The sequence below is a fragment of the Dulcicalothrix desertica PCC 7102 genome (genome assembly GCF_003991905.1).
Classification (GTDB): Bacteria; Cyanobacteriota; Cyanobacteriia; order Cyanobacteriales; family Nostocaceae; genus Dulcicalothrix; species Dulcicalothrix desertica.
The window spans coordinates 27,868-49,779 of sequence record NZ_RSCL01000008.1 but is presented as its reverse complement, the minus strand read 5'-3'; the positions used below and the strand labels follow the sequence as shown (position 1 = coordinate 49,779).

At 39.4% G+C, this 21,912-nt stretch carries 17 protein-coding genes; 9 read left to right on the top strand and 8 right to left on the bottom strand.

Annotated elements, in window-relative coordinates; translation table 11 throughout:
- The first annotated feature begins 27 nt into the window (after positions 1-27).
- The gene (locus tag DSM106972_RS17815; protein ID WP_127082216.1) at positions 28-1,221 is read left to right on the top strand and encodes a homocysteine biosynthesis protein; all 1,194 of its coding nucleotides are present in this window, start codon (positions 28-30) and stop codon (positions 1,219-1,221) included.
- Positions 1,222-1,523: 302 nt separating this feature from the next.
- Here the strand turns inward: DSM106972_RS17815 and patR are convergent, their stop codons facing one another.
- Positions 1,524-2,519, bottom strand: a complete 996-nt coding sequence (gene patR / locus DSM106972_RS17810; protein ID WP_127081968.1) for a heterocyst master regulator PatR — start codon at positions 2,517-2,519, stop codon at positions 1,524-1,526.
- 416 nt (positions 2,520-2,935) lie between these two features.
- Between patR and DSM106972_RS17805 the strand changes: the two genes are divergently transcribed.
- On the top strand, positions 2,936-3,796 hold the full coding sequence (locus DSM106972_RS17805) for a tetratricopeptide repeat protein (RefSeq protein ID WP_127081967.1): 861 nt from the start codon (positions 2,936-2,938) through the stop codon (positions 3,794-3,796).
- A 45-nt stretch (positions 3,797-3,841) separates the two neighbouring features.
- On the opposite strand, the gene DSM106972_RS17800 is transcribed toward DSM106972_RS17805, so the two are convergent.
- Positions 3,842-4,459, bottom strand: coding sequence for a TMEM165/GDT1 family protein (locus tag DSM106972_RS17800; protein WP_127081966.1), 618 nt, complete (start codon positions 4,457-4,459; stop codon positions 3,842-3,844).
- Positions 4,460-4,830: 371 nt separating this feature from the next.
- Between DSM106972_RS17800 and DSM106972_RS17795 the strand changes: the two genes are divergently transcribed.
- On the top strand, positions 4,831-5,463 hold the full coding sequence (locus DSM106972_RS17795) for a type I restriction endonuclease (protein WP_127081965.1): 633 nt from the start codon (positions 4,831-4,833) through the stop codon (positions 5,461-5,463).
- A 97-nt stretch (positions 5,464-5,560) separates the two neighbouring features.
- Here DSM106972_RS17795 and DSM106972_RS17790 read toward each other — a convergent pair whose 3' ends face one another.
- Positions 5,561-6,055, bottom strand: a complete 495-nt coding sequence (locus tag DSM106972_RS17790) for a molybdenum cofactor biosynthesis protein MoaE (RefSeq protein WP_127081964.1) — start codon at positions 6,053-6,055, stop codon at positions 5,561-5,563.
- Positions 6,056-6,619: 564 nt separating this feature from the next.
- On the opposite strand from DSM106972_RS17790, the gene DSM106972_RS17785 reads away from it, so the two are divergent.
- The 4 genes from DSM106972_RS17785 to DSM106972_RS17770 all read left to right on the top strand — a co-directional run bounded on the left by DSM106972_RS17785 (position 6,620) and on the right by DSM106972_RS17770 (position 15,559).
- Positions 6,620-9,835: a hybrid sensor histidine kinase/response regulator gene (locus DSM106972_RS17785; protein WP_158632839.1), complete on the top strand. Its 3,216-nt coding sequence runs from the start codon at positions 6,620-6,622 to the stop codon at positions 9,833-9,835.
- A 297-nt stretch (positions 9,836-10,132) separates the two neighbouring features.
- Entirely contained in the window at positions 10,133-13,048 is a 2,916-nt protein-coding gene (locus DSM106972_RS17780; protein ID WP_127081963.1) for a PAS domain-containing protein, read from the top strand.
- A gap of 154 nt (positions 13,049-13,202) precedes the next feature.
- Entirely contained in the window at positions 13,203-13,649 is a 447-nt protein-coding gene (locus DSM106972_RS17775; RefSeq protein ID WP_127081962.1) for a response regulator, read from the top strand.
- A gap of 14 nt (positions 13,650-13,663) precedes the next feature.
- Positions 13,664-15,559, top strand: coding sequence for a hybrid sensor histidine kinase/response regulator (locus tag DSM106972_RS17770; RefSeq protein WP_127081961.1), 1,896 nt, complete (start codon positions 13,664-13,666; stop codon positions 15,557-15,559).
- Positions 15,560-15,611: 52 nt separating this feature from the next.
- Here DSM106972_RS17770 and psb35 read toward each other — a convergent pair whose 3' ends face one another.
- The 4 genes from psb35 to DSM106972_RS17750 form a co-directional block, all read right to left on the bottom strand.
- Entirely contained in the window at positions 15,612-15,815 is a 204-nt protein-coding gene (gene psb35, locus DSM106972_RS17765) for a photosystem II assembly protein Psb35 (protein WP_127081960.1), read from the bottom strand.
- 83 nt (positions 15,816-15,898) lie between these two features.
- Positions 15,899-16,441: a bifunctional pyr operon transcriptional regulator/uracil phosphoribosyltransferase PyrR gene (gene pyrR, locus DSM106972_RS17760; RefSeq protein WP_127081959.1), complete on the bottom strand. Its 543-nt coding sequence runs from the start codon at positions 16,439-16,441 to the stop codon at positions 15,899-15,901.
- Between the two features lie 39 nt (positions 16,442-16,480).
- Complete coding sequence (cbiB, locus tag DSM106972_RS17755) at positions 16,481-17,488, bottom strand: adenosylcobinamide-phosphate synthase CbiB (protein ID WP_186538422.1); 1,008 nt, start codon at positions 17,486-17,488, stop codon at positions 16,481-16,483.
- 24 nt (positions 17,489-17,512) lie between these two features.
- Entirely contained in the window at positions 17,513-17,956 is a 444-nt protein-coding gene (locus tag DSM106972_RS17750) for an Rrf2 family transcriptional regulator (protein WP_127081958.1), read from the bottom strand.
- Between the two features lie 598 nt (positions 17,957-18,554).
- Here DSM106972_RS17750 and DSM106972_RS17745 point away from each other — a divergent pair.
- On the top strand, positions 18,555-18,968 hold the full coding sequence (locus DSM106972_RS17745; protein WP_019491155.1) for an AbrB/MazE/SpoVT family DNA-binding domain-containing protein: 414 nt from the start codon (positions 18,555-18,557) through the stop codon (positions 18,966-18,968).
- Positions 18,969-19,229: 261 nt separating this feature from the next.
- Here the strand turns inward: DSM106972_RS17745 and DSM106972_RS17740 are convergent, their stop codons facing one another.
- Positions 19,230-21,143, bottom strand: coding sequence for a chloride channel protein (locus DSM106972_RS17740; RefSeq protein ID WP_127081957.1), 1,914 nt, complete (start codon positions 21,141-21,143; stop codon positions 19,230-19,232).
- Between the two features lie 348 nt (positions 21,144-21,491).
- Between DSM106972_RS17740 and DSM106972_RS17735 the strand changes: the two genes are divergently transcribed.
- Positions 21,492-21,869: a hypothetical protein gene (locus tag DSM106972_RS17735; protein WP_019491153.1), complete on the top strand. Its 378-nt coding sequence runs from the start codon at positions 21,492-21,494 to the stop codon at positions 21,867-21,869.
- The last annotated feature ends 43 nt before the right edge of the window (positions 21,870-21,912 follow it).

Here is a 21,912-nt window from a genome sequence, read left to right as displayed (position 1 = left end):
TGAGACTGCCTATAACAGGACACGATGATGCGAACACTTGCGGAAATCAATGAAAAAATTGGTCAACAAAAAGCTGTAGTTTTAACCGCTTCTGAAATCAAAGCAAGAGTTGCAGAAGTTGGTGTTACTCAAGTCGCTAAAGAAGTTGATGTAATTACCACTGGAACATTTGAACCAATGGAATCAAGCGGCGCCATAATAAACTTAGGACATACTGACCCACCAATAAAAATTCGGCGTTGTTGGCTAGATGGAGTGCCAGCATATTCTGGTTTTGGTGCTGTTGATTTATATATAGGCGCCAGTTGTACAGTAGAAACAAAAGACGGTGAAGAAGCGCGTGTTCGGAAAACGACACCTAAGTTTAAACGTGGTGGTGGGCACGTCATAGAAGATTTGATTGCCGGAAAACCAATACAATTGCGGGCAGAAGGGCAAGTAACCGACTGTTACCCCCGTGCTTCATTTGAAACGACAATTTCGCGCGAAACCATAAATCAGTTTTATTTATTTAACCCCAGAAACCTTTATCAAAATTTTATAGTGGGTGTAAATGGAGGAGAAAGACAACTATTTACATATTTAGGACCGTTACAACCCCGGTTGGGAAATGCTGTATTTTCAAATCCGGGTGCAATATCACCGCTTCTCAACGACCCAAAATTACAACTCGTTGGTATCGGTACAAGGATTTTTCTAGGTGGAGGAGTTGGTTACGTGACATGGGAAGGTACTCAACATTTTCCTTTACAAAAGCGATTACCTAACGACACTCCTATAGGTCCGGCTGCCACTTTAGCATTGATTGGCGATGCGAAATCAATGGACGCTCGTTGGGTGCGAGGCTGTTACTTTAAAAATTATGGCCCATCTTTAATGCTGGGTGTAGGCGTTCCTTACCCTGTACTTAATGAAGAAGTAGTAGCTCGCTGTGCAATTCAAGACAAAGAACTAGTGGCGCCAATAGTAGATTTTTCAATTCCTCGACGTGTTCGTCCGACATTTGGGTTAGTAAGTTATGCCCAACTAAAATCAGGACGCATTACCATCGAGGGTAAAAATGTAAGAACCGCCCCCCTTGCAAGTATGTATCTTTCATTACAAGTTGCAATTGAATTAAAACAATGGATTGAAGAGGGTAAATTTACGCTCACCGAACCTGTGGCTTCAATTTCAATGGAGCGTTCGTTTTTACCACAAGACCGATGGACAGAATTTTAAGTGTTAAGTGCTGAGTGCTGAGTGCTGAGTGTTGAGTGTTGAGTGTTGAGTGTTGAGTGTTGAGTGTTGAGTGTTGAGTGCTGAGTGCTGAGTGCTGAGTGCTGAGTGTTGAGTCCCTTCCTTTGTTATGAATCACCGCAGTGAAGCATCTCTATAACTTATTGAGGTCTTAAAGATTCTAGCCTGCGGCAAATGCTCCGCCGGAACGCTGCGTGGCTAATGACAACTTATAACTTCTCCAACTCCTAACTCCTAACTCCTAACTCCTAACTTTTACTCACCACTCAGCACTCAGCACTATTTCATGCTTCTTCAGGTTTTGGACGTTTAACAGGTTTGGGAGTTGGGCGCCCCGACGTTGTTGTAGGTCTAGGTGCTACGTTAACATCACTACCTTTTTTAATTGGCAGTGGTGTTTCGCCGTTGCTTGGTCTCTTGAATGGCTTTTTAGAACCACCTTTATTAAAGCTATTAAAGGGTCTTTTTCCTCCTCCTGGGCCTGCTTTAAATGGTGGGCGCCGTTTTTTGGGCAGGTCAGCAATTGCTTTTCCGCTTTCGATGGCAAGATCGTCACCTTGGCGTATAACTTCTATATCCCAAAACTTACCTACAGCTCTGGCGTCAAGAGTTCCTTTAAGCTTTAGTTTGAAATATTTAGGTTTATCATCCTGCTTGCGGGGAGCTTGCTTGATTTTTATGACCAAATTGCTACCATCTTGCGCTTGGTAAACAACCTCACCACGCACAGAGAACTTACCATCTAAAACAGTTGATGAAGATGTAGGAACTTCGGATGATTCATTACTGTGTAAGGATGGTAATCTTTCTGTTTCTTCAATATTATTTGATTTAGCAAGTTTTTCTGGCTCCCAAACACCAACTATTTGAAGGTGTAGTTGGTCATTCTCTTGGCGAGTACGTGGGTAAACAACCCATAAATGTTCTTGTTGCAGGTCGAGATGATTTTTAACCAAACTCATCATCCGTCCAAGGAGAACGGTGTTGATAGAGGCGCCATCTGCGGTAACAAGCGAACCTTGAGTAAATTGTTCGGCACTACTCACGTAACGACCTCGAATTAGACCAATTGCTCGGTACTGCATCGGTTCGCTAGGTGGTGGAATTGGAGAAACACGATTCGCGCTTTCATCTAAAGTAGCTTCGCTATTGTCTGATAAAGTTTCTTTTGCATAAGCATGATTTTGAGTCGGAGTAGCAGATACGGATAGCTTGGCTGAATCAAGATTTGACGTAACTGGTAAGATCGGTTCGGATGACGGCATCAGGTCGGAATTCATAGAAACTCCTTGCGACGGAGATATATTCCCGCTGTGGGATTAGATTAATCGTAAACACAGAAAGAGCGTTTGTGTGGATGAATGGAAAGTATATTTCTTCCATAAGCACCGTGAAGAGCATACCTTATGTGATACTGAAGACGCGATGCCAGTTATTTCAACAAGGAACACCCACATGAAAGATACTGACTCGCGCACTCCTATTCATCTCACAAGTTAGGTGTAAAAAGCGCGTCTTTATACTAGTTTCGGAAGCATATCACAGTTACAATTCTGACGATTCCTCCTAAAGTTAGCACTCCTAGACTGCTTTGTTTTTTGCTATTTGTTATAAAGTTCACAACATAAACGCGGTATTCCGCAAAGTTTTGCAAATTTTTAAATTTTCCTATCACGTTTAATTTAACGGAGGTTTTGTGGCTAAATCGGAAAATCGCTTAGTAGTTAGGGTTATACTCGGATTAGCCGTCTTGGCTTTTATAGGTGTTTCCGTACTCCCCATTATTGACGGATTCAATGCGTCGCGCAGTTCTCAGGCTAATAATTCTAGTAATAACAAAGGAACGGCGCCTGTTGACCAAAAAACCAAGCTCCAAGATGAGGTACGGGGTTATGAGCTAGTTTTACAAAGAGAACCAGAAAATCAAACTGCGTTAAAAGCTTTGCTACAAGCACGTTTACAACTCCTAGCTCTGAAGCAGGGAGAAATAAAAGATGTAATTCCACCCCTTGAAAAGCTTGCTAAGTTAAACCCCGACCAAACCAGGTATGCTGTTTTACTTGCTCAAGCCAAACAGCAAATGGGTGATCCGGAAGGCGCCGCACAAACTCTGCGCGCAGTTTTAGAGACAAAACCTGGTGATATGGATGCTTTGCAGTCGATGGTAGCGTTGCAAATGAGTCAAAAACGCCCCGAAGCTGCTATTGGTTTGTTACAAGAAGCTTTGGCTAAAGCACCCCAAGCCAACAAAATTCAACCTGGTAGCATTGATACAATGGCCATCCAAGTCTTAATAGGCAATATCCACGCTTCCGAAAAGCGATATGGAAAAGCTTTTGAAATTTACGAGCAAGCAATTAAGAGCGACCCCAAAGATTTTCGTCCGGTTTGGGCGAAAGCTCTCGTTCTCAAAGAGCAAGGCAAAATTGACGAAGCCAAACCTTTGTTTGCCAACGCTGCTGCTTTGGCACCTGCTCAGTATAAAGATGAAATCAATAAAACTGCTACCGAGGCGCCTAAACCGACTGCGGAACCAACAGCAACAACTTCACCTTAAAAAGCAGTTATAAACCAGGTTTTTTAAAAAACCTGGTTTCTTTATTTAACTTTTTTCAAATACTGCAATGATTCCAAACACTATAAACAAGAACCCACCGATAAAAGTAAGCTGCCGCTCACTGATGCGTCCACAGAGCATTTTGCCGCAGGTGACAGCTATTGCTGCACAAATCGCGTGCCCTAAAACGGCGCCAGATGTTAAACCAAAGGGGTTATTATCAATTGCGAGTGAAATAGTCGCAAGTTGGGTTCTATCTCCCCACTCCGCAATAAAAGTTAATAAAAATCCTTCAAGCCAAATTCCTAGAGCATTTTTCTCACCTAGTTGTGCTTCTGCTTTGACGACTGCTTCTTTTGCTTCAGACAGTACCTGGTCGCAGTTTGCCACCACTGGCATTTTAGAGGCATCGTATATTAGCTTCAACCCAAAGCCCAAAAATAATCCTATTTTCGCATGATAGACAAAACTGGCTGGTAAAAGCGAAGCAACCTGTCCTAATCCAACAGAAAGTATCGTCATTGCTGCTAACGCTGCCGAAACTGCGGTAAACACTAGCCGTCGCGAATGTTGCATCGCTAAGAACATTGCAATAAAGAAGGTTTTATCACCTAGTTCCGAAACTGTAATTATAGACAATCCCGCAGTAAAAGCTGTTAGCACTTAATCAAGCTCCTTTTAATTATGTTGCGGTATGGAGCTTGATGAATGTAACAAAGACCTCACCAAGCTCCACACACGTCTAGGCTGTGTGAACTTAGTGAAGGTCTCGCTCGCAAAATCTTATTTGGTGTATGCCATCTGAACCAGGTTTATCACCAGCATGTTGATTCAAATGTACTGACTAACTTTTAATTTTTATTTTAAAGCTGTCAGCAGCTACTCCCCTTCATGTATAAGCAATTATACACATACTTGTACGAACATGTAAATAAATTAGAAAGATTTTATTACTGCTGTCGCTTGAGTGCTGGTTAACTTTCAAATTATTGAATATTTATATACTATATAGTACTAATTGCTTCTACTAAAATATGACTCTAACTTTAGCTGTTACGGATGGCATTACGACTTTTCGTGATTGTGAGGAAAAACTTGGGTTGACTTTAACTGGGGACAACGATTTTTTTACAGAGTGGATGACTGAGCTACCTGCATTAAGTCAAGCAGAGCTAGCAAGACTAAAGCAAGTACGTCAAAACTATCTGTATCAAATTTCGGATGGAGTTCTTTTAGAGGAAACTGTCAAGATGGTGGTACTTTCCCCTTTGCTCGAACTCGCAGGTTTTTATCAGGCGCCTTATAGATTTAAAACAGAAGTTTCTGTAGAAGTTGAAGCAATTGGAGATAACGACGAAATTTTGCGTGGACGAATTGATGCGCTAGTTTTACAAGCAAAATTGTGGATTGTTTTGATTGAGTCGAAAAAAACAATTTTTGATTTGGAAGTGGCAATACCTCAAGCGCTTGCTTACATGGCAGCAAATCGTGAGCCAAATCAAGTACTTTATGGGATGGTAACGAATGGCAGCAGTTCTTTATTTATTAAAACCTCTGGAAAACAGTATGGAATTTCTGATATCTTTACAACTCGCTCCCAATACCGAAATAATCTAAATGAAGTTTTAAGAATTCTAAAGCGATTGGCACCATTTACTACCCAATAATTAAGCTGTTTTGTGGAATGTTCTTGTGGGATGTTCTTGTGGGATGTTCTTGTGGGATGTTCTTGTGGGATGGGCATCCTTGCCCGTCCCTTAAATCTCAACAAGTTTCAGATTGTTCACAGGCGCCAATACTAACCCAGTTACTCGTACCATCTTCCCAAAATTCCTTTTTCCATATAGGAGCATTGTGTTTAAGGGTATCGATAGCATAGCGACACGCTTCAAACGCTTCGCTTCGATGAGGACAACCGACTGCAACTAAAACGCTAATTTCTCCCTTTCGTAGACGCCCGATTCGATGGTGGATAACTACACGGTTAACGTCTGGCCAGTGAGCGCGAATTTGATTAGCAATTTGGTAAAAAACTTGCATCGCCATCGGTTCATACGCTTGATATTCTAGGCAGATCACGGGTTTTCCGTCGGTAGAGCAGCGAACTGTACCGCTCATTGTCACAACGGCGCCGTTTTTCCAGTCTGAAGCGAGTTCGTAAATTTCTGTAACAGATAGCGGAGCAAAGCTAATTGCAAAACTATCTTCTTGATGCGGCTTTTTTGACAAAGCCTTCGAGAATGTCACGCCTGAGTTCATTTGAATCTATATAGATTGTAAAGAGGATTACTTATTCATTTTACTTAATTATTAAGCGCTTCTAAGTTGTTGATACACGTAAATCAAGCTGTAAACATAGGGTTTTGAGAAGCTAGAGTATATAGAAAAACTTAAATATATACACAAAAATACATAATTTTTCTATAATTTAAGTGATTATACGTATATTAGAAAACAAAATAGTCATCCTCCTTAAGGCATATTACTATAGTAGGGTAACAAAATAGCTTTATAACCCTATTGAGTAATTCATGGCATTTAGCATGGATTGCTAGTTACTCGGTTGCTGTGCGGTGCGAAACGTGTAAGGTGGCTAGGAGGCAAATACCAAAAATTGAATCAGCTTTTATTACGTAAGCACCATTTTTGACGACGCGGCGCCCCGTCAGTGGCTGGACATAAAGTGGCTTGACATATTGCACAACCCGTAAACTCCTATTCCGTGAATTTGACGCACGTATTTATCGAGCAAGACTAGTGTGAGTACTCACGTTTAGGCTTGACCGAAAAACTGTAATTGGTTTTATAGCTAGGGTTATTTAGATGAATTCTGTAGTATTGAATAAAGAGAGCGCCCGGCTTTCGACCCTGAGACAATACCAAATTCTTGATACGTCACCAGAAGAGGCGTTTGACGATTTGGCAATGTTGGCTGCACAAATTTGTGATACTCCGATTGCGTTGATTAATTTAATTGATGCCGATCGCCAATGGTTTAAAGCAAAAGTTGGCATTGATTGGACTGAAGTGCCTCGTGAAATCGGGTTTTGCTCTATTTGCATAGAAGCTGACGATATTTTAATTATTCCTGATACATTAGCTTCAGAAAAATTTGCTACTTCTTCTGTTGTAATTGCGGAACCGTATGTGCGATTTTATGCGGGTGTACCGCTAACAACACCGCAAGGTTTGGCGTTAGGAACACTTTGTGTTGTTGATACAAAGCCCAAACAAATAACACAAAAGCAGGTCGATAGTTTAAAGTCTATAGCTCGTTTAGTAATGCGGCAGTTAGAGGTTCGCAGAAATATTAATCAGTTAGTTGATATTCAAAGCGATTATAAAGAAGCTAAAGAAGCGCTTCATCAAAGCGAGCATATTCTCAGTAGTTTTTTTAATAGCGCTGCGATGATGATGGGTGTTGTTGAGATATACGAAAATGATATTAAATTAATTTCTGGAAATGTTGCTAGTGCCAACTTTCTAAGAGTACTTCCTCGAGAACTACAAAATTGTCGCGCCAGTCAAATAGGTCTTTCGCAAGAATACATTAAAAAATGGATTGGATATTATCGCAAAGCAGAACGAATCAAGGCGCCTGTTAGATTTGAATATATCCACGAAAGTTCAGGTAATGTCAAAGTTTTTAATGTTACAGTAACGGCAATAGATACTTACAGTGATGATACAAGTATAAATGAAGATAAAAATAAAAAGTTTGCTTATATAATAGAAGATATTACAGAACGTAAACAAGCCGAAGAAGAACGGTTAAAATTACTTGAGCTAGACCGCACAGCTACTAACCGTATCAAGAATATATTTGAAAGTATCACAGATGGTTTTTTTGCTTTAGATAATAACTGGTGTTTTTCTTATTTGAATAAACAAGCCGAACCATTATTACAGCGTCAGCGCGAAGAATTACTGGGTCATAATATTTGGGAAGCTTTCCCTGATGCTGTCAACTCAAAATTTTATCATCAGTATCACCATGCTGTAGCAGAACGAGTTAGCGTTGAATTTGAAGAATTTTATCCACCTTTAAATACTTGGTTTGCAGTTCATGCATACCCTTCTAAAGATGGCTTATCAGTATATTTTCAAGATATTACAAAACGCAAACAAGCCGAGGAAGAACTAAATTGCCAACAAGCTATTATGCGGTCAATAAATAGCGTTTCTCCTTTAGGTTACTATGTTGTAAATAAATGTTCTGGTCAAGTTTTCTTTCTTAACAATCGTTTTTGCGAAATTTGGGGCATTGAACACTTACAACAAAAAATTGAGCATTACCAATTAAAAAACAAAGATATTATAACTGAGTGCTTAAAACTTGTTGTAGATGTTCCTGCTTTTGTCGAAGCTGATAAATTAATACATAATCAAAATAAGTTGAGTGTCAGCGAAGATGAAATTTTATTGAAAGACGGACGAGTTATTCGTAGGGTTTCAACACGATTTCGTCAAGAGGGTGACTGTTGTGCTGGTAGATTATATATATTTGAGGATATTACCGAGCGTAAACGCACTGAACAGCAAATGCGTTCTAGCGCCGCATTACTTGACGTTACTTCTGATGCAATTGTTTTACGCGACTTATCGAATAAAATATTATTATGGAATAAAGGTGCCGAAAAGCTTTATGGCTGGCAAGCAGAAGAAGTTATTAATAATAATAATGCTAACGATGTATTATCTTGTGTAAAATCACCGCAATATAAAGATATATACAATACAGTTTTAGAGAAGGGCTGCTGGCAAGGAGAATTAGTCAAGCCAACAAAATCAGGTCAAGAAATTATTGTTGATAGTTGCTGGACACTTGTACTTGATGAACATCAAGAGCCTAAATCTATTTTAACTGTCGATACTGATATTACACAAAAAAAACAACTTGAAGCACAATTTTTACGCGCACAACGTGTTGAAAGTATTGGAACTCTTGCAAGTGGAATTGCACATGATTTAAATAACGTGCTTTCGCCAATTCTTATGTCCGCCCAATTATTAAATAATAAATCTAACAATTTGCGAGATTCACAAATTTTGTCAATTATTGAAAATAATGCAAAACGTGGCGCCGACTTAGTAAAACAAGTACTATCGTTTGCGCGCGGAATGGAAGGTGAACATACAAAAATTCAACTTCAAGATTTAATTAAAGAAATCAAGCAAATTGTCGAACAAACTTTTCCAAAGTCAATAGATTTTTACACCGATATTAAACCAAATTTACAAGTTATTATAGGTGATAATACTCAATTGCATCAAGTATTAATTAATTTATGCTTAAATGCTCGTGATGCAATGCCAGAAGGTGGAAAGTTGACACTAAGTGCTGAAAATATTTTAATCGATGAAAATTTTCAAAGTATGCACATTGATGCAAAGGTTGGGCAATATATTTTACTCACACTTACAGATACAGGTATTGGAATTGATAGACAAAACTTAGACCGAATATTCGAGCCATTTTTTACAACTAAAGAGTTTGGCAAAGGTACTGGACTAGGTTTATCAACTGTTATGGGTATCATTAAAGGTCACGGAGGTTTTGTTAACGTTTCTAGTACTGTAGGCAAAGGTACGCAATTTAAAGTTTATTTACCTGCTGTTAATAGCCAAATCATTTCCAATAACTCATATACAAAAATTCCTCATGGAAATGGTGAACTTGTTTTAGTTGTTGATGATGAACCATCGATTAGAGAAATTACCAAAACCTCACTAGAGAGCTATAACTATGAAGTTATGACCGCAAGTGATGGTATCGAAGCTGTGGCTATTTTTGCTCAATACAAAAATAAAATTAAAGCTGCAATCATTGATATGATGATGCCGAATATGGACGGTTCAACTACCATAAGTACTTTACTTCGTATGAATCCTTTACTTCCTATTGTTGCCGTTAGTGGGTTAGCAACTAGTGAGCAAGTTAATATCGATAAAAATTCGCAAATATTTGCTTTTCTTCCTAAACCATATACTGCCCAAGAATTACTGAACTGTGTATATAAAGTTTTGTATTCATTTTAATATGTATGTTGGGTGGAGTGCGAGTGCGTAACCCAACCGATTGTATATAATTTTATGAAGTTTATGAAGTTTTATAAATACATAGAGCTATTGTGAAGCTAATGATAAAAAAAACTAATTATTTTTCAGATATAAACTTAATATAAAAATGCTAAAAATATAGTCCAACAATAAAAACACTACTAAACTCGAATTAAATATTATGTTACGATACTTTACACGCAAAACTATTTAATAAAAAAATACTATTAGAATTTGATTAATTATAAATTATGAACAAAAAAATCTTGCTTTAAAATGAATAATTTAATTTTAGTTGTAGACGATGACGCATTAACTCGGATGCAATTGCGCGAGTTACTTGAATACTCTGGATATCAAATTATAGAAGCTTGTAGTGGCTCTGAAGCGCTGGTGCTGTATGAAGAGCGACAGCCAGACATGGTATTGCTTGATGCTTTAATGGGGGAAATGGATGGTTTTACTTGCTGCGCTCAGTTACGGTCATTTCCCCAAGCCGAAAATCTTCCAATTTTAATGGTTACAGGACTTGCCGACCAAATTTCGGTTGAAAATGCCTTCTCAGCAGGCGCCACAGATTATGTTACAAAACCAATTCACTGGCAAGTGTTGCGTCAACGGGTTCGTCGTTTGCTCGAAGCCAAGCACACAATGGAAAAATTGAAAGAGCAAACAGAGTACGCATTACGACGTGAAACACAGTTAGTAATAGCTTTAAAATCTGCCCAAATGGGCGCCTGGGATTGGAATATAATTACTGATACAGTTACTTGGTCGGATGATAAAGAATCTTTATTTGGATTAGAAAAAGGTACATTTACAGGTAATTATGAAGCTTTTATACGTTGCGTTCATCCGAACGACAGAAACTTAGTTACGAATGCTGTCAAACGCGCGGTTGAAGAAGGGGCAGAATATGACCTAGAATTTCGAGCTTTGCTACCCAATAATACAACTCGCTGGATGGCAAGTAAAGGTGTAGTATTTCGCGACGAAAAAGGAAGAGCAGTGGGAATGTCTGGAGTTGATATGGACATTACCAAGCGTAAACAATCAGAAGAAGCACTAGAAATATATGCTAACCGTCAAGCAATTGTAGCTGAGTTAAGCCAATTAGCGCTGGCAGGTTCTAGTTTAAATACGTTAATGCAACGTGCAGTAGTCGTCATTGCCCAAAGTTTAGAAGTTGAGTATTCTAAAATACTGGAATTGTGTGTTGATGAAAATAATTTTTTATTACGTTCTGGAGTTGGATGGCGCGAAGGTTTAATAGGGAAAGTAAAAGTTAATACTGGACACTTATCGCAAGCTGGATTTACTTTAATTTCCACTGAACCAGTTATTGTCAATGATTTTGCAAGTGAAACACGATTTAGTAAATCACAATTGTTAGCAGAACATGATGTTGTTAGTGGTGTCAGTGTTGTTATTCATTGTCAAGAACGACCTTTTGGTATTTTAGGCGCCCACTCAAAGTCACCAAGAAACTACAACCGCGATGAAGTTTACTTTTTACAAGCAGTAGCCAACGTTTTAGCAACAGCAATTGAACGTAAGTTAGCCGAAACACGGTTACAGCAAAGTGAGGAAAGATTTCAAATACTCGCGCAAGCAACAAATGACGCCGTATGGGACTGGGATTTAATAACTAACCGCGTATGGTGGAATGAAAGTGTTGCTACGCTTTTCGGATATTCAACATCGGATGCTAGCTCGACATCAACTTGGTGGCGCGAACGCATTCACCCAGATGATAGACGGCGGATTGTCGTCGATATGCAAGCCGTTATTGATAGCGGAAAACAAGTTTGGTCAAACGAGTATCGTTTTCGACGAGCAGATAATTCGTATGCGTATATTTTAGACCGAGGTTATGTTGTAAGAATTGGAGGCGCCGCAGTTAGGATGATTGGCGCCATGATGGATATTTCTGAGCGTAAACGGGTTCAAGAAGAATTACAGCGTCAGAATTTACGTACTCAATTATTTGCTGATTTTACTCTAAAAGTTCGTCAATCGCTGCAAATCGACGAAATCTTATCGACTAGCGTTATTGAAGTCCAAAAAGTACTCAACGCTGACCGTGTATTAATTTTGCGGTTGCGGTCAAATGGTGCGGTGACGGCAGTTCAAGAAGCAGTTGTTCCTGGTTTTCCTGTAATGTTAGGGCGAGAGATTTTTGACCCTTGTTTTAGTGAAAATTATATTCAGAAATATCGGCAAGGACACATTTCCTCGCTGTCGGATATTGAGAATGGTAATATTCAAGCTTGCCACGTCGAATTTTTGCGGCAATTTGCCGTCAAAGCAAACCTTGTTGTGCCGATTTTACTTCAAAATCAACTGTGGGGATTGTTAATTGCCCATCAATGTGGGCATACCCGTTATTGGACGACATGGGAAATTGAGCTATTGCGTCAACTTGCCGACCAAATTGGCATTGCTCTGGCTCAAGCAAAACTTTTAGAGAAAGAAACATTACAGCGTCAAGAACTTACCCGTTCCAACGAGGAACTTCAACAATTTGCCTTTATTGCTTCCCACGATTTACAAGAACCACTACGAAAGATTAAAGCATTTGGAGACCGACTCAAAAGTACATGTAATGAGAATCTTTCTGTTCAAGGACGTGATTATCTTGAACGAATGCAAAATGCCGCTGAGCGTATGCAGGCACTAATTGAAGATTTATTAACATTGTCGCGTGTAACAACGCGCGCTCAACCGTTTATACCTGTTGACTTGTCGCAAATTGCTTATGAAGTATTATCTGACTTGGAGGAAACTATTGCACAAGCTTCTGGACGCATTGAATTAGGCAATTTACCAACAATTAACGCCGACCCACTTCAAATGCGACAACTATTACAAAACTTAATTGGGAATGCTCTGAAATTTCATCGTCCGAAACTTGCTCCAATTGTAAATATTTATAGCGAGATAATCACCCAAGAAAATATACAAATGTACCAAATTATCGTTCAAGATAACGGTATTGGGTTTGATGAAAAATATTGCGACCGTATTTTTCAAGTTTTCCAACGATTACATGGACGTAGTGAATATGACGGGACAGGTATTGGGTTAGCTATCTGCCGCAAAATTGTTGAGCGACACAAGGGTTGCATTAACGCCAAAAGTCAACCTGGACAGGGTGCAAAATTTATCGTCATATTACCGATAAGTAAATAAAGAGGGTTTTTAGTCTTTAATTACCAATTTTTAAGTTTGGGAAGGATTATGATACCTTCATAGTGTCAGAGAAAATATGTATTATTGTCACATTTTATATTGAGATTTAATACTAAACCAATACTATTGTTAGTAAAAAAGGAGAAAATGCATAGTGATAGGTCGGCAGACAACTGTAAAAATTCTATTAGCAGATGATGATGAAGACGATTGCATGTTAGCGCGCGAGGCATTGGCAGAAAGTCGATTGTCAAGCGAATTGTACGTAGTGAAAGACGGTGAGGAGTTGATGGATTATTTGTATCATCGCGGTCGGTATGTATCTTTGAGCAGTTCACCTCGTCCTGGGTTGATTTTACTGGATTTGAATATGCCCAAAAAGGACGGTCGTGAAGCGCTTAAGGAAATTAAGAATGACCCGGAGTTACGAAAAATCCCTGTAATTGTACTGACGACTTCTAAAGCACCAGAAGATATATATCGTACATACGAATTAGGTGCAAATTCGTTTATCATTAAACCGATGAATTTTACAGCTTTAGTTGAAGTGATGCGAACAATTGGAAAGTACTGGTTTGAAATTGTAGAACTACCGTTTTAAACGGGGAGGAAACCATGAAAAATAGCCCCATCCAGGTGCTTCTTATCGATGACGATGAAGATGACTACATCTTAACTCGTGATTGGTTTTTTGAATTTCAGGTGGCTGGGTGCGAATTAGAATGGGTCAGCTGTTATGAAGCTGGACTCGTGGAAATTGCCAAACATCAGCACGATGTTTATCTTGTTGATTATCGTTTGGGTAAAGGTAATGGTTTAGAGTTATTACGTGTTGCTGTAGCTTCGGGTACAACGGCGCCAATGATTTTACTGACAGGTCAAGGCGAACGTGACATTGATATTGAAGCGATGCAAGCTGGCGCCGCTGATTATTTAGAAAAAAGTCAACTTAATGCAGCATTACTCGAACGTTCGATTCGCTACGCATTAGAACGTAAGCGTGCGGAACGTAAAATTCGTGAACAAGCAGCGTTACTTAATGTTGCCACCGATGCCATTTTTGTTTGTAATTTAAAAAATCAAATACTTTTTTGGAATCAAGCCGCAGAACGTTTGTACGGATGGAAAGAGGAAGAAGCAATAGGTAAACAAACAATACAGCTTTGGCAAGAAAAGAACTTGTCACAATTACAATCAGCTTTTAATATCCTGCTTAGAAATGGCGCCTGGGAAGGCGAGTTAAAACAAACTACAAAATCAGGTAATATCATTATTGTTGAAAGTCGTTGGACACTAGTACCAGAATTTGATAATAAAGCACAAGCTGTTCTTGTAGTAAATACTGATATAACGCAAAAAAAACAGTTAGAAGCCCAGTTTTTTCGCGCACAACGTTTAGAAAGTATTGGAACTTTAGCAAGCGGTATTGCACATGACCTTAACAACGTGTTGGCGCCGATTTTAATGACAGCACAACTTTTAGAGTCGCAGTTGCGCGACGAACGCAGTCAACGACTTTTACCAATACTAATATCTAACGCCAAACGCGGCGCCAATTTGGTGAAGCAAGTACTATCATTTACACGTGGTATTGAGGGTGAGCGTACATTGACACAAATCAAGCACCTGCTTACTGAAATTCAACAAATTATTAAAGAAACATTTCCAAAATCGATTCAAGTATCTGTAAATATCCATCCGGAATTATGGACTGTTATAGGTAATGCAACTCAACTCCACCAAGTTTTGATGAACCTTTGCGTCAATGCGCGTGATGCAATGCCACAGGGAGGAAAACTAGAAATATCCGCTGAAAATCTTTTTATTGATGAAAATTTTGCCAATATGAATATTGAAGCGAAAGTTGGTAATTATATATTAGTATCAATTACAGATACAGGTGTTGGCATACCCTCAGATATAGTAGACCGTATATTTGAACCATTCTTTACAACCAAAGAGCTTGGTAAAGGTACAGGACTAGGACTTTCTACTGTTTTAGGAATAGTCAAAAGTCATGGAGGATTTATAAACGTCACCAGTGATGTTAACAGAGGTAGTAAATTTCAAGTTTATTTACCTGCACAGCAAATTCCCGAAACCATAGAAGAGAGTGAAACAGAATTACCACAAGGTAACGGTGAGTTAATATTAGTCGTCGATGACGAAGATTCAATCCGCAATGTCACTAAAACATCGTTAGAAACTTACAATTACAAAATTATAACAGCTTGCGACGGTATTGAAGCAATAGCTTTATACGCCGAACACCGCGATAAAATCGAAATTGTGCTGACAGATATGATTATGCCCGCAATGGATGGACTAACAACTATTCGGACACTACAAAAAATTAACCCCGCCGTCAAAATTATTGCAGTCAGCGGACTTATCTCCAGCGATAAAATAAACAGTGCAACAGAAATAGGTGTCAAAGCCTTCCTATCCAAACCCTACACCGCCAAGCAACTCTTGCAAACCATAGGCGCCGTCAAAAATACTGTCGGCTAGGCATTTCGCTTGACCGAATGCCTAACTATTGCACAGCCCAAGAAGACCTATGCTACTTTTGTTCTTTTTCTGGCACTTTTGGTACCCAACCAGGTGTCTCGCTAGCTTCCCAACCTGCGGGACGCTTCGAGTTATACCAACCAATTGAGCCAAGAATCGTAGCTGCTAAAAATCCTCCTATACCTACAAAAGTCAAAATCGCCTGGAGATGCGAGTTGTAAGATGCCTTGTCTATAGCCACCAGAAAAAAATTCATATTGAAAGAACGTAAAGTTTGTTAACAGTATATTAATAAATATTAATACAAGCAGCCAAACTCATCAATATATCCGCAACATATCAGCAACTGATAAGTTCTACTGCATCGCGACCATCAAAGTCATTCAAGTAGACTTTAACGATTTCTTCTTTCGCAGTAGGTAGCTGCTTACCAATAAAGTCAGGATGAATCGGGACTTCTCTATGACCTCGGTCAACCAACACAGCCAAACGAATTACTTCTGGTCTGCCATATTCGTTAACAGCATTTAAAGCTGCTCGGATAGTTCTACCTTTAAAAATAACGTCATCAACAAGAACAACTGTTTTATCTGTTAAGTCATAAGGAATATCAGTTTTTGCTGGAGTTCGCAGACCAATTTGGTCGAGGTCATCTCGATAAAACGTGATATCCAATGCTCCCACTGGAACTTCTATTCCTTCCATTGCTTCGATTTGACGCGCGAGTAATTGTGCAAGTGGTACCCCTCTTGTAAAAATACCTAGAAGCACCAACTGCGATAAATCACGAGTTCTTTCAATAATTTGCGAAGCTAGACGGTTCACAGTGCGACGAATTTCTTCAGGTGAAAGTATGGAGACTACTTTCGCAGACAGATTCATATAGTTAGTTTCCCTAATTCTTAAGCTTTATATTTATGATTACCTGTTTGCCACCAAAAAGCCTATAGAGGTAGCTACCCCTAACCAGATTAAAAACGAATATCTCGTTAGTTGTAACGAATCTCGGATTGAAGATGGTTCAATTCGGTGAATGTTATCTCCCAACTTCGGTTTATGTTTAATTATTCCTCGGTAAGAGTTGGCGCCACCGACTTGCACTCCTAGTATGGCAGCATAAGCGCACTCACTCCACCCAGAGTTGGGACTAGGGTCTAATACTGCATCACGACAACAAATATTCCATACATATAAAAGTTTAAAAGAGATTAAAGCTAAAGTTATTACAGTCAAACGACAAGGTACCCAAGTTAAAACATCTTCAGTTCGTGCGCTAAACCAACCTAAATATGTGTAGGGCTGCTGTTTATAACCTACCATTGAATCAAGTGTACTACTAGCTTTGTATGCCAGCGCTAAAGATACAGGTTCAAATATTGGTATATAAGCACTAATCAATATGCCAACAATTGCATAAAATAAAGGCGCCATAACAGCGTCGGTGGCGTTTTCGGTAACAGTTTCTAAAACAGCACGTAATATTTCTGATTGAGAGAGATTTTCAGTGTCGCGTCCCACAAATTGGCGTATGTTTAGACGTGCAGTCGCAGTATCTTCTAAAATTAATGGCTCCAAGACAGTTTCTGCCGCGTTTCTTAAACTTTTTGCAGCAAAACAACTAGCAAGTAAAATACATTTAGTAATAATTCCTAGTACTGGATGTATCCATAAAGTAGCTTTTATCAATATACTGCTGATGGCGCCAGTACCAAATATTAAAAGAATAGTAAGGAGAATACCAGCGATTCTTTGTGTCAAAGCATTCTTACATAAGAATAAAGCGATATTAGTAAAACGAGAAATTACCCACCCCATTACTTGGACTGGATGAAGCCAATTAATCGGGTCGCCAATTAAATAGTCTAAGAGTGCTGCAATCAGCAACACAAAAACGTTAGTAATTAGTAATTTATCTGTAATTGTTACCATTGACTATCGACTATTGACAATTAATTAAACAATAAAACTAGCTTCTTCACCAAGCGATGCTTGCCGACTGCGGGCATCGTAATAAAGGTCAGCTAAAGTGATACTATACAAAGCTTCTTTGAGTTTTTGATTTAGCCGTTGCCAGAGAGTTGACGTTACCCAGTCAAGAGCTTGGTCGGGTTCGGATTGTTGTTGCAGTTTCGGAGAAATTTTTTCACCTGCTGCCTCTAAAATTTCTCCTATTGATATTTGTGCGGGTGGTTTGGCTAGCTGGTATCCGCCTACGGCACCACGAATTGATTTTACCAGTCCTGCACGTCGCATCTCGATTAGTAATTTTTCTAAATAAGGGGCAGGAATATCTTGACGAGATGCAATTGCTTTAACAGATGCGCTTTTCGTAGGTCGAAGCATACTCAAGTCGAGTAATGCTTTAACGCTGTAATGTCCGCGAGTGGTCAGTTTCATAGGAAAACACTTGTGCTATTTGTTTTAATCGTATTTATGTTTTGTTATGAGGTGTTACATACTTAACCCATATACCAATAATAGATGCAACTCAACAGTGGTTGAGAGATACCTTTTTATACGTCAATGAAAGTATAGGGTGTAGCAGATAAACTGTAAATCTAAAAACTACATCTATATATGTAGGGATTTTGGAAATAGAAGAGGCATAACTGCTGTAGACAATGGCGCCACTTATGTGCAAAATTTACACTCGTCGCGTTACGGACTTTTGTCTGCGATATTTAACTTCATGATTCAAAATTCATTACAAAACTTGACACTCTTGTTGTACGAATAAGCGGTAAGACACGCTCAACAGCTTGTGGGTGGATACTATAAATAAAATTGTTTTGATGCGACGTTACGAAAGACTTTGATTGCGGATCCCCTTCAGAAGTTTGACATAAGGCTAATATTGCTTTTCTCAACCACCTAATTATGTAATATACTTAGCTAGGCTGATATAAAAATAAAAAGTTCTACTCGCTTAGAGCAAATTGTCAGCTAAAATAAAAACGATTCGACCTTTTGAACCATTCATTTTTGTTTTACGTTGATGGCTAAACAGAAAAAAATTGAACCCCTCGTCGGCGAAGATTTGCTCACCAAAGTCAAAGAACTCGAAAATCTGAGCAAAGACGAAAAAGCTAAACGTTGTGGATACTACACCGTTACCAAAAACGGCATCGAGCGCGTCAATATGATGAAGTTCTTGAATGCCTTAATTGATGCAGAAGGCATTCAATTAGATAGTTCACCTAGTGCAAATGGACGTGGTGGACGCAGCGCTAGCTATCGGATTAGCGTGCAGTCAAACGGTAACTTGCTTATCGGTTCGGCTTATACCAAACAAATGGGTCTCCAAGCAGGAGATGAGTTCATCATCACGTTAGGTAAAAAGCACATCAGACTCCGGCAGGTAGACTCAGAAGAACGTGAAGAAAGTGAAGCGATGGAAGCTACAGCTTAAATAGCTTCAACTCAAGTTGTTTATTAGTCATTAGTTATTAGTCAGCACATTCGAGCGCTTATTACTCAATGCCTGTTTTTATGGGCGTTATGAAATAAGAAAGCGCTTGTGTGCGCGTAAACTATATACGTAATATAGGGTACTGCTCTGCTTGGGAGGGGGCTATTTATGCTGCGAACGTTTGATAGCGCGCTTTCACTTGAGTTCGCGCGCTTAAACTAGCACAACCAATATGCGTACTATAAGCCAATTGACTAATGGCTATTGGCTAACAAGACACTCTTCAACATCAGTTTTGGAGGGTGACGGTAAGTAATGACTCAAAGCTTTGCGCGTTGCTGCTAAATTGCAGGTCAATGCAACTTGTTCGCGTTCGAGTAAACCTAAAATCTGTTCGTGATTGTTTCGCGCTACTACTGGTAATTGATGTAAACCTCTTAATGCCATTCGGTCTAATGCCTCGGTTAAAGGTTCATCGCTGTAAGCATACAGAATATCAGTAGTAGATATTTCTTTCAAGCTCAGATTTGACAAATTGTGTTGTATTTGAGTGGCTAAATCCGAATTGTTTTGATAATTTGCGAGCGTGCGGTTGATATCTTCGAGAGTAACTATACCCACTAGTTGTTCTTGTTCATCAATTACTAGTGCGCTATGAGTACGAGCGTGCCACATCGACAAAGCTGCTTCTAAAACTTTCATTGTAGAAGGCAGCTTTTTTGGATTGGCATACATTGCATCAATGACAAAGATTTCTTGCAACATTTCTGCTTGCTCATCTTTTAGCTCTGATAACCCAATCCGCTGCAAATTGGAGTTAGAGTTTTCGTTAGGCAACATTTGTTCTACTAACCAAAAGCTCAACCCAACTGCTGCCATTAATGGCAGAACAATTCGGTAGTCACGAGTTAATTCAAATAGCAGTAAAATTGATGTTAAAGGCGCCCGAACACTGGCAGCGAGTACAGCAGCCATACCGACCATTGCATATGCAGGGGGTGCCGCCATGTAAATAGCAATATTGGGTGCAAGCAGAGCGATAATTTTTGCGTATGCGGCGCCGAATGATGCTCCTAAGAACATTGCTGGGGCAAATAAACCACCCACAAAACCACTGCCAGCAGACACAGCAGTCATTAGCATTTTTAATACTAACAAGGCAAGCAAAAGCTGAATTGATAAATGCACATCTTGAAGCATCGCTTGTACTGTTCCATAACCAATTCCCAATATTTGTGGAAATTGTAGCGCTACTGCTCCAACGATGGCGCCACCAATAATTGGATGAACTGGTTTTGGAATACGACCTAGCCAGTTTAATACCGGAACTTTTCCGTCAAAACAAGCTTTTGCAAATCGAATTGCTTGGGTATACGATAGCGAGACTAAACTTGCTCCCAAACCTAAACCTATATATAAAGGCAATTCTAAAGGGCTACGAACTTGATAAGCTGGTAATTCAAAAGCAGGCTGTGAACCTAAACCAATTTGAGCTATAAGCCCCGCTAGTACAGCAGCCAATAGTACAACACTCACCGCCGAAGTCGCGAATGATGTAGCACCTAATACGACTTCTAACGCAAAAAAGACTCCAGCAATAGGGGCATTAAATCCTGCTGCTAAACCAGCAGCAGCTCCCGCAGCTAATAGCAAGCGCAAGCGTTCTTGTGAGACTTGTAGCACCTGCGACAGTAAAACACCAAAATTGGCACCAATTTCCACACTCGGTCCTTCAGGGCCAAGCGAGGCGCCGCTACCCAAAGAAACGGCGGCAGCGAGCATTTTTGTAACAGGTCGGAGTTTTTGCTTTAAACCCCCAGCTCTAGAAGCAGCAATTAGCGAAGATAAACTCGGACCAAAATCTTGAGTGCGCCAGCGCATTAAACTGACAATTAAACCGCCTATAATTGGAACACTCCAAAGAGTCCATGCACCCCAAGTACCTACTAGCCCCATAAAATCTTCTAATAGCAGGTGATGAATAATCTGAATAGAGTAATGGAAAGTAACAATACCCATACCAGTACCACCACCGATTAGCAGACCTAAAAGTAATATCAGTGTTTCGGGTGATAATTGAAACCGATTGAGCAAATGTGTTAGATGTTGTGTAGAAGGAGTAGACACAGGTTGGTCTGCCACCTTCTTTTCAAACGTGGGAGGCAGGAGAGTCATGGATGGCAGGAACTTAAATCTAATAAAAAAATTAAAATATATGTCTTACTCAATATTGTCGTGCATTCCACACCAACCAGACAAGCTGTATTTACTCAAAGCATAATGTTCTGCCGATTTTTTAATTATTTAGGTAAGCACGTGCCTATTTGCCCCTTGAAAAGGCAGAAAGTGAGCTAGCATTATGGATGTCATCTCCGAGAATTGCATAAAACAATGAATCATAATTGATGCATAGGTGTAATTAGTGGAGTTAGACCATAGGGACGATCTAAAATTGGGATTAACTCGGAAATCAAGATAACTAAGTTGTAATTAGCGAATAAGTGGACTTGACGGATTAAGTAGATGAATACACACACTTTTGACAATCATTACCTGACCTGCCCAATTTGCCAAAAGAATGCTACGCCAAAACCTGTTAAATCTTGCGTCGGATTATTTAGTTGTCCGTATTGCCAAGAACGGTTAGTTGTCTCGCAAAGCGGACATTATGTCCGTGACCCTTTTATACTGAGGCAAATTATTGTAAGTAGCGCTTTACGCCGTCAAAGCCGTCCACTGGCTCGGATTCTTCGTGATTTTATGCTACTGCGTCCAATGTTAGCTTTGGCTGTTGGGGGAGCAATTGTGTTTGGCATGATTGCCGCAACGCAGCAAAATACTAGTTATGAGCAAAACTTATACAAAGTTGAAAAAACTGATAATTTTATTGATAAACAGTAAATTATGAATTTAACGGATAGTCATTAATCCAATAATAAACTAT

Bases quoted from the DNA above. Each gene is read 5' to 3' on its own strand.
- DSM106972_RS17815 (WP_127082216.1), top strand. From the start codon at position 28: ATGCGAACACTTGCGGAAATCAATGAAAAAATTGGTCAACAAAAAGCT.
- DSM106972_RS17740 (WP_127081957.1), bottom strand. From the start codon at position 21,143: ATGACTCTCCTGCCTCCCACGTTTGAAAAGAAGGTGGCAGACCAACCT.
- DSM106972_RS17795 (WP_127081965.1), top strand. From the start codon at position 4,831: ATGACTCTAACTTTAGCTGTTACGGATGGCATTACGACTTTTCGTGAT.
- pyrR (WP_127081959.1), bottom strand. From the start codon at position 16,441: ATGAATCTGTCTGCGAAAGTAGTCTCCATACTTTCACCTGAAGAAATT.
- DSM106972_RS17750 (WP_127081958.1), bottom strand. From the start codon at position 17,956: ATGAAACTGACCACTCGCGGACATTACAGCGTTAAAGCATTACTCGAC.
- psb35 (WP_127081960.1), bottom strand. From the start codon at position 15,815: ATGAATTTTTTTCTGGTGGCTATAGACAAGGCATCTTACAACTCGCAT.
- DSM106972_RS17780 (WP_127081963.1), top strand. From the start codon at position 10,133: ATGAATAATTTAATTTTAGTTGTAGACGATGACGCATTAACTCGGATG.
- DSM106972_RS17745 (WP_019491155.1), top strand. From the start codon at position 18,555: ATGGCTAAACAGAAAAAAATTGAACCCCTCGTCGGCGAAGATTTGCTC.
- DSM106972_RS17770 (WP_127081961.1), top strand. From the start codon at position 13,664: ATGAAAAATAGCCCCATCCAGGTGCTTCTTATCGATGACGATGAAGAT.
- cbiB (WP_186538422.1), bottom strand. From the start codon at position 17,488: ATGGTAACAATTACAGATAAATTACTAATTACTAACGTTTTTGTGTTG.
- DSM106972_RS17790 (WP_127081964.1), bottom strand. From the start codon at position 6,055: ATGAACTCAGGCGTGACATTCTCGAAGGCTTTGTCAAAAAAGCCGCAT.
- patR (WP_127081968.1), bottom strand. From the start codon at position 2,519: ATGAATTCCGACCTGATGCCGTCATCCGAACCGATCTTACCAGTTACG.
- DSM106972_RS17735 (WP_019491153.1), top strand. From the start codon at position 21,492: ATGAATACACACACTTTTGACAATCATTACCTGACCTGCCCAATTTGC.
- DSM106972_RS17785 (WP_158632839.1), top strand. From the start codon at position 6,620: ATGAATTCTGTAGTATTGAATAAAGAGAGCGCCCGGCTTTCGACCCTG.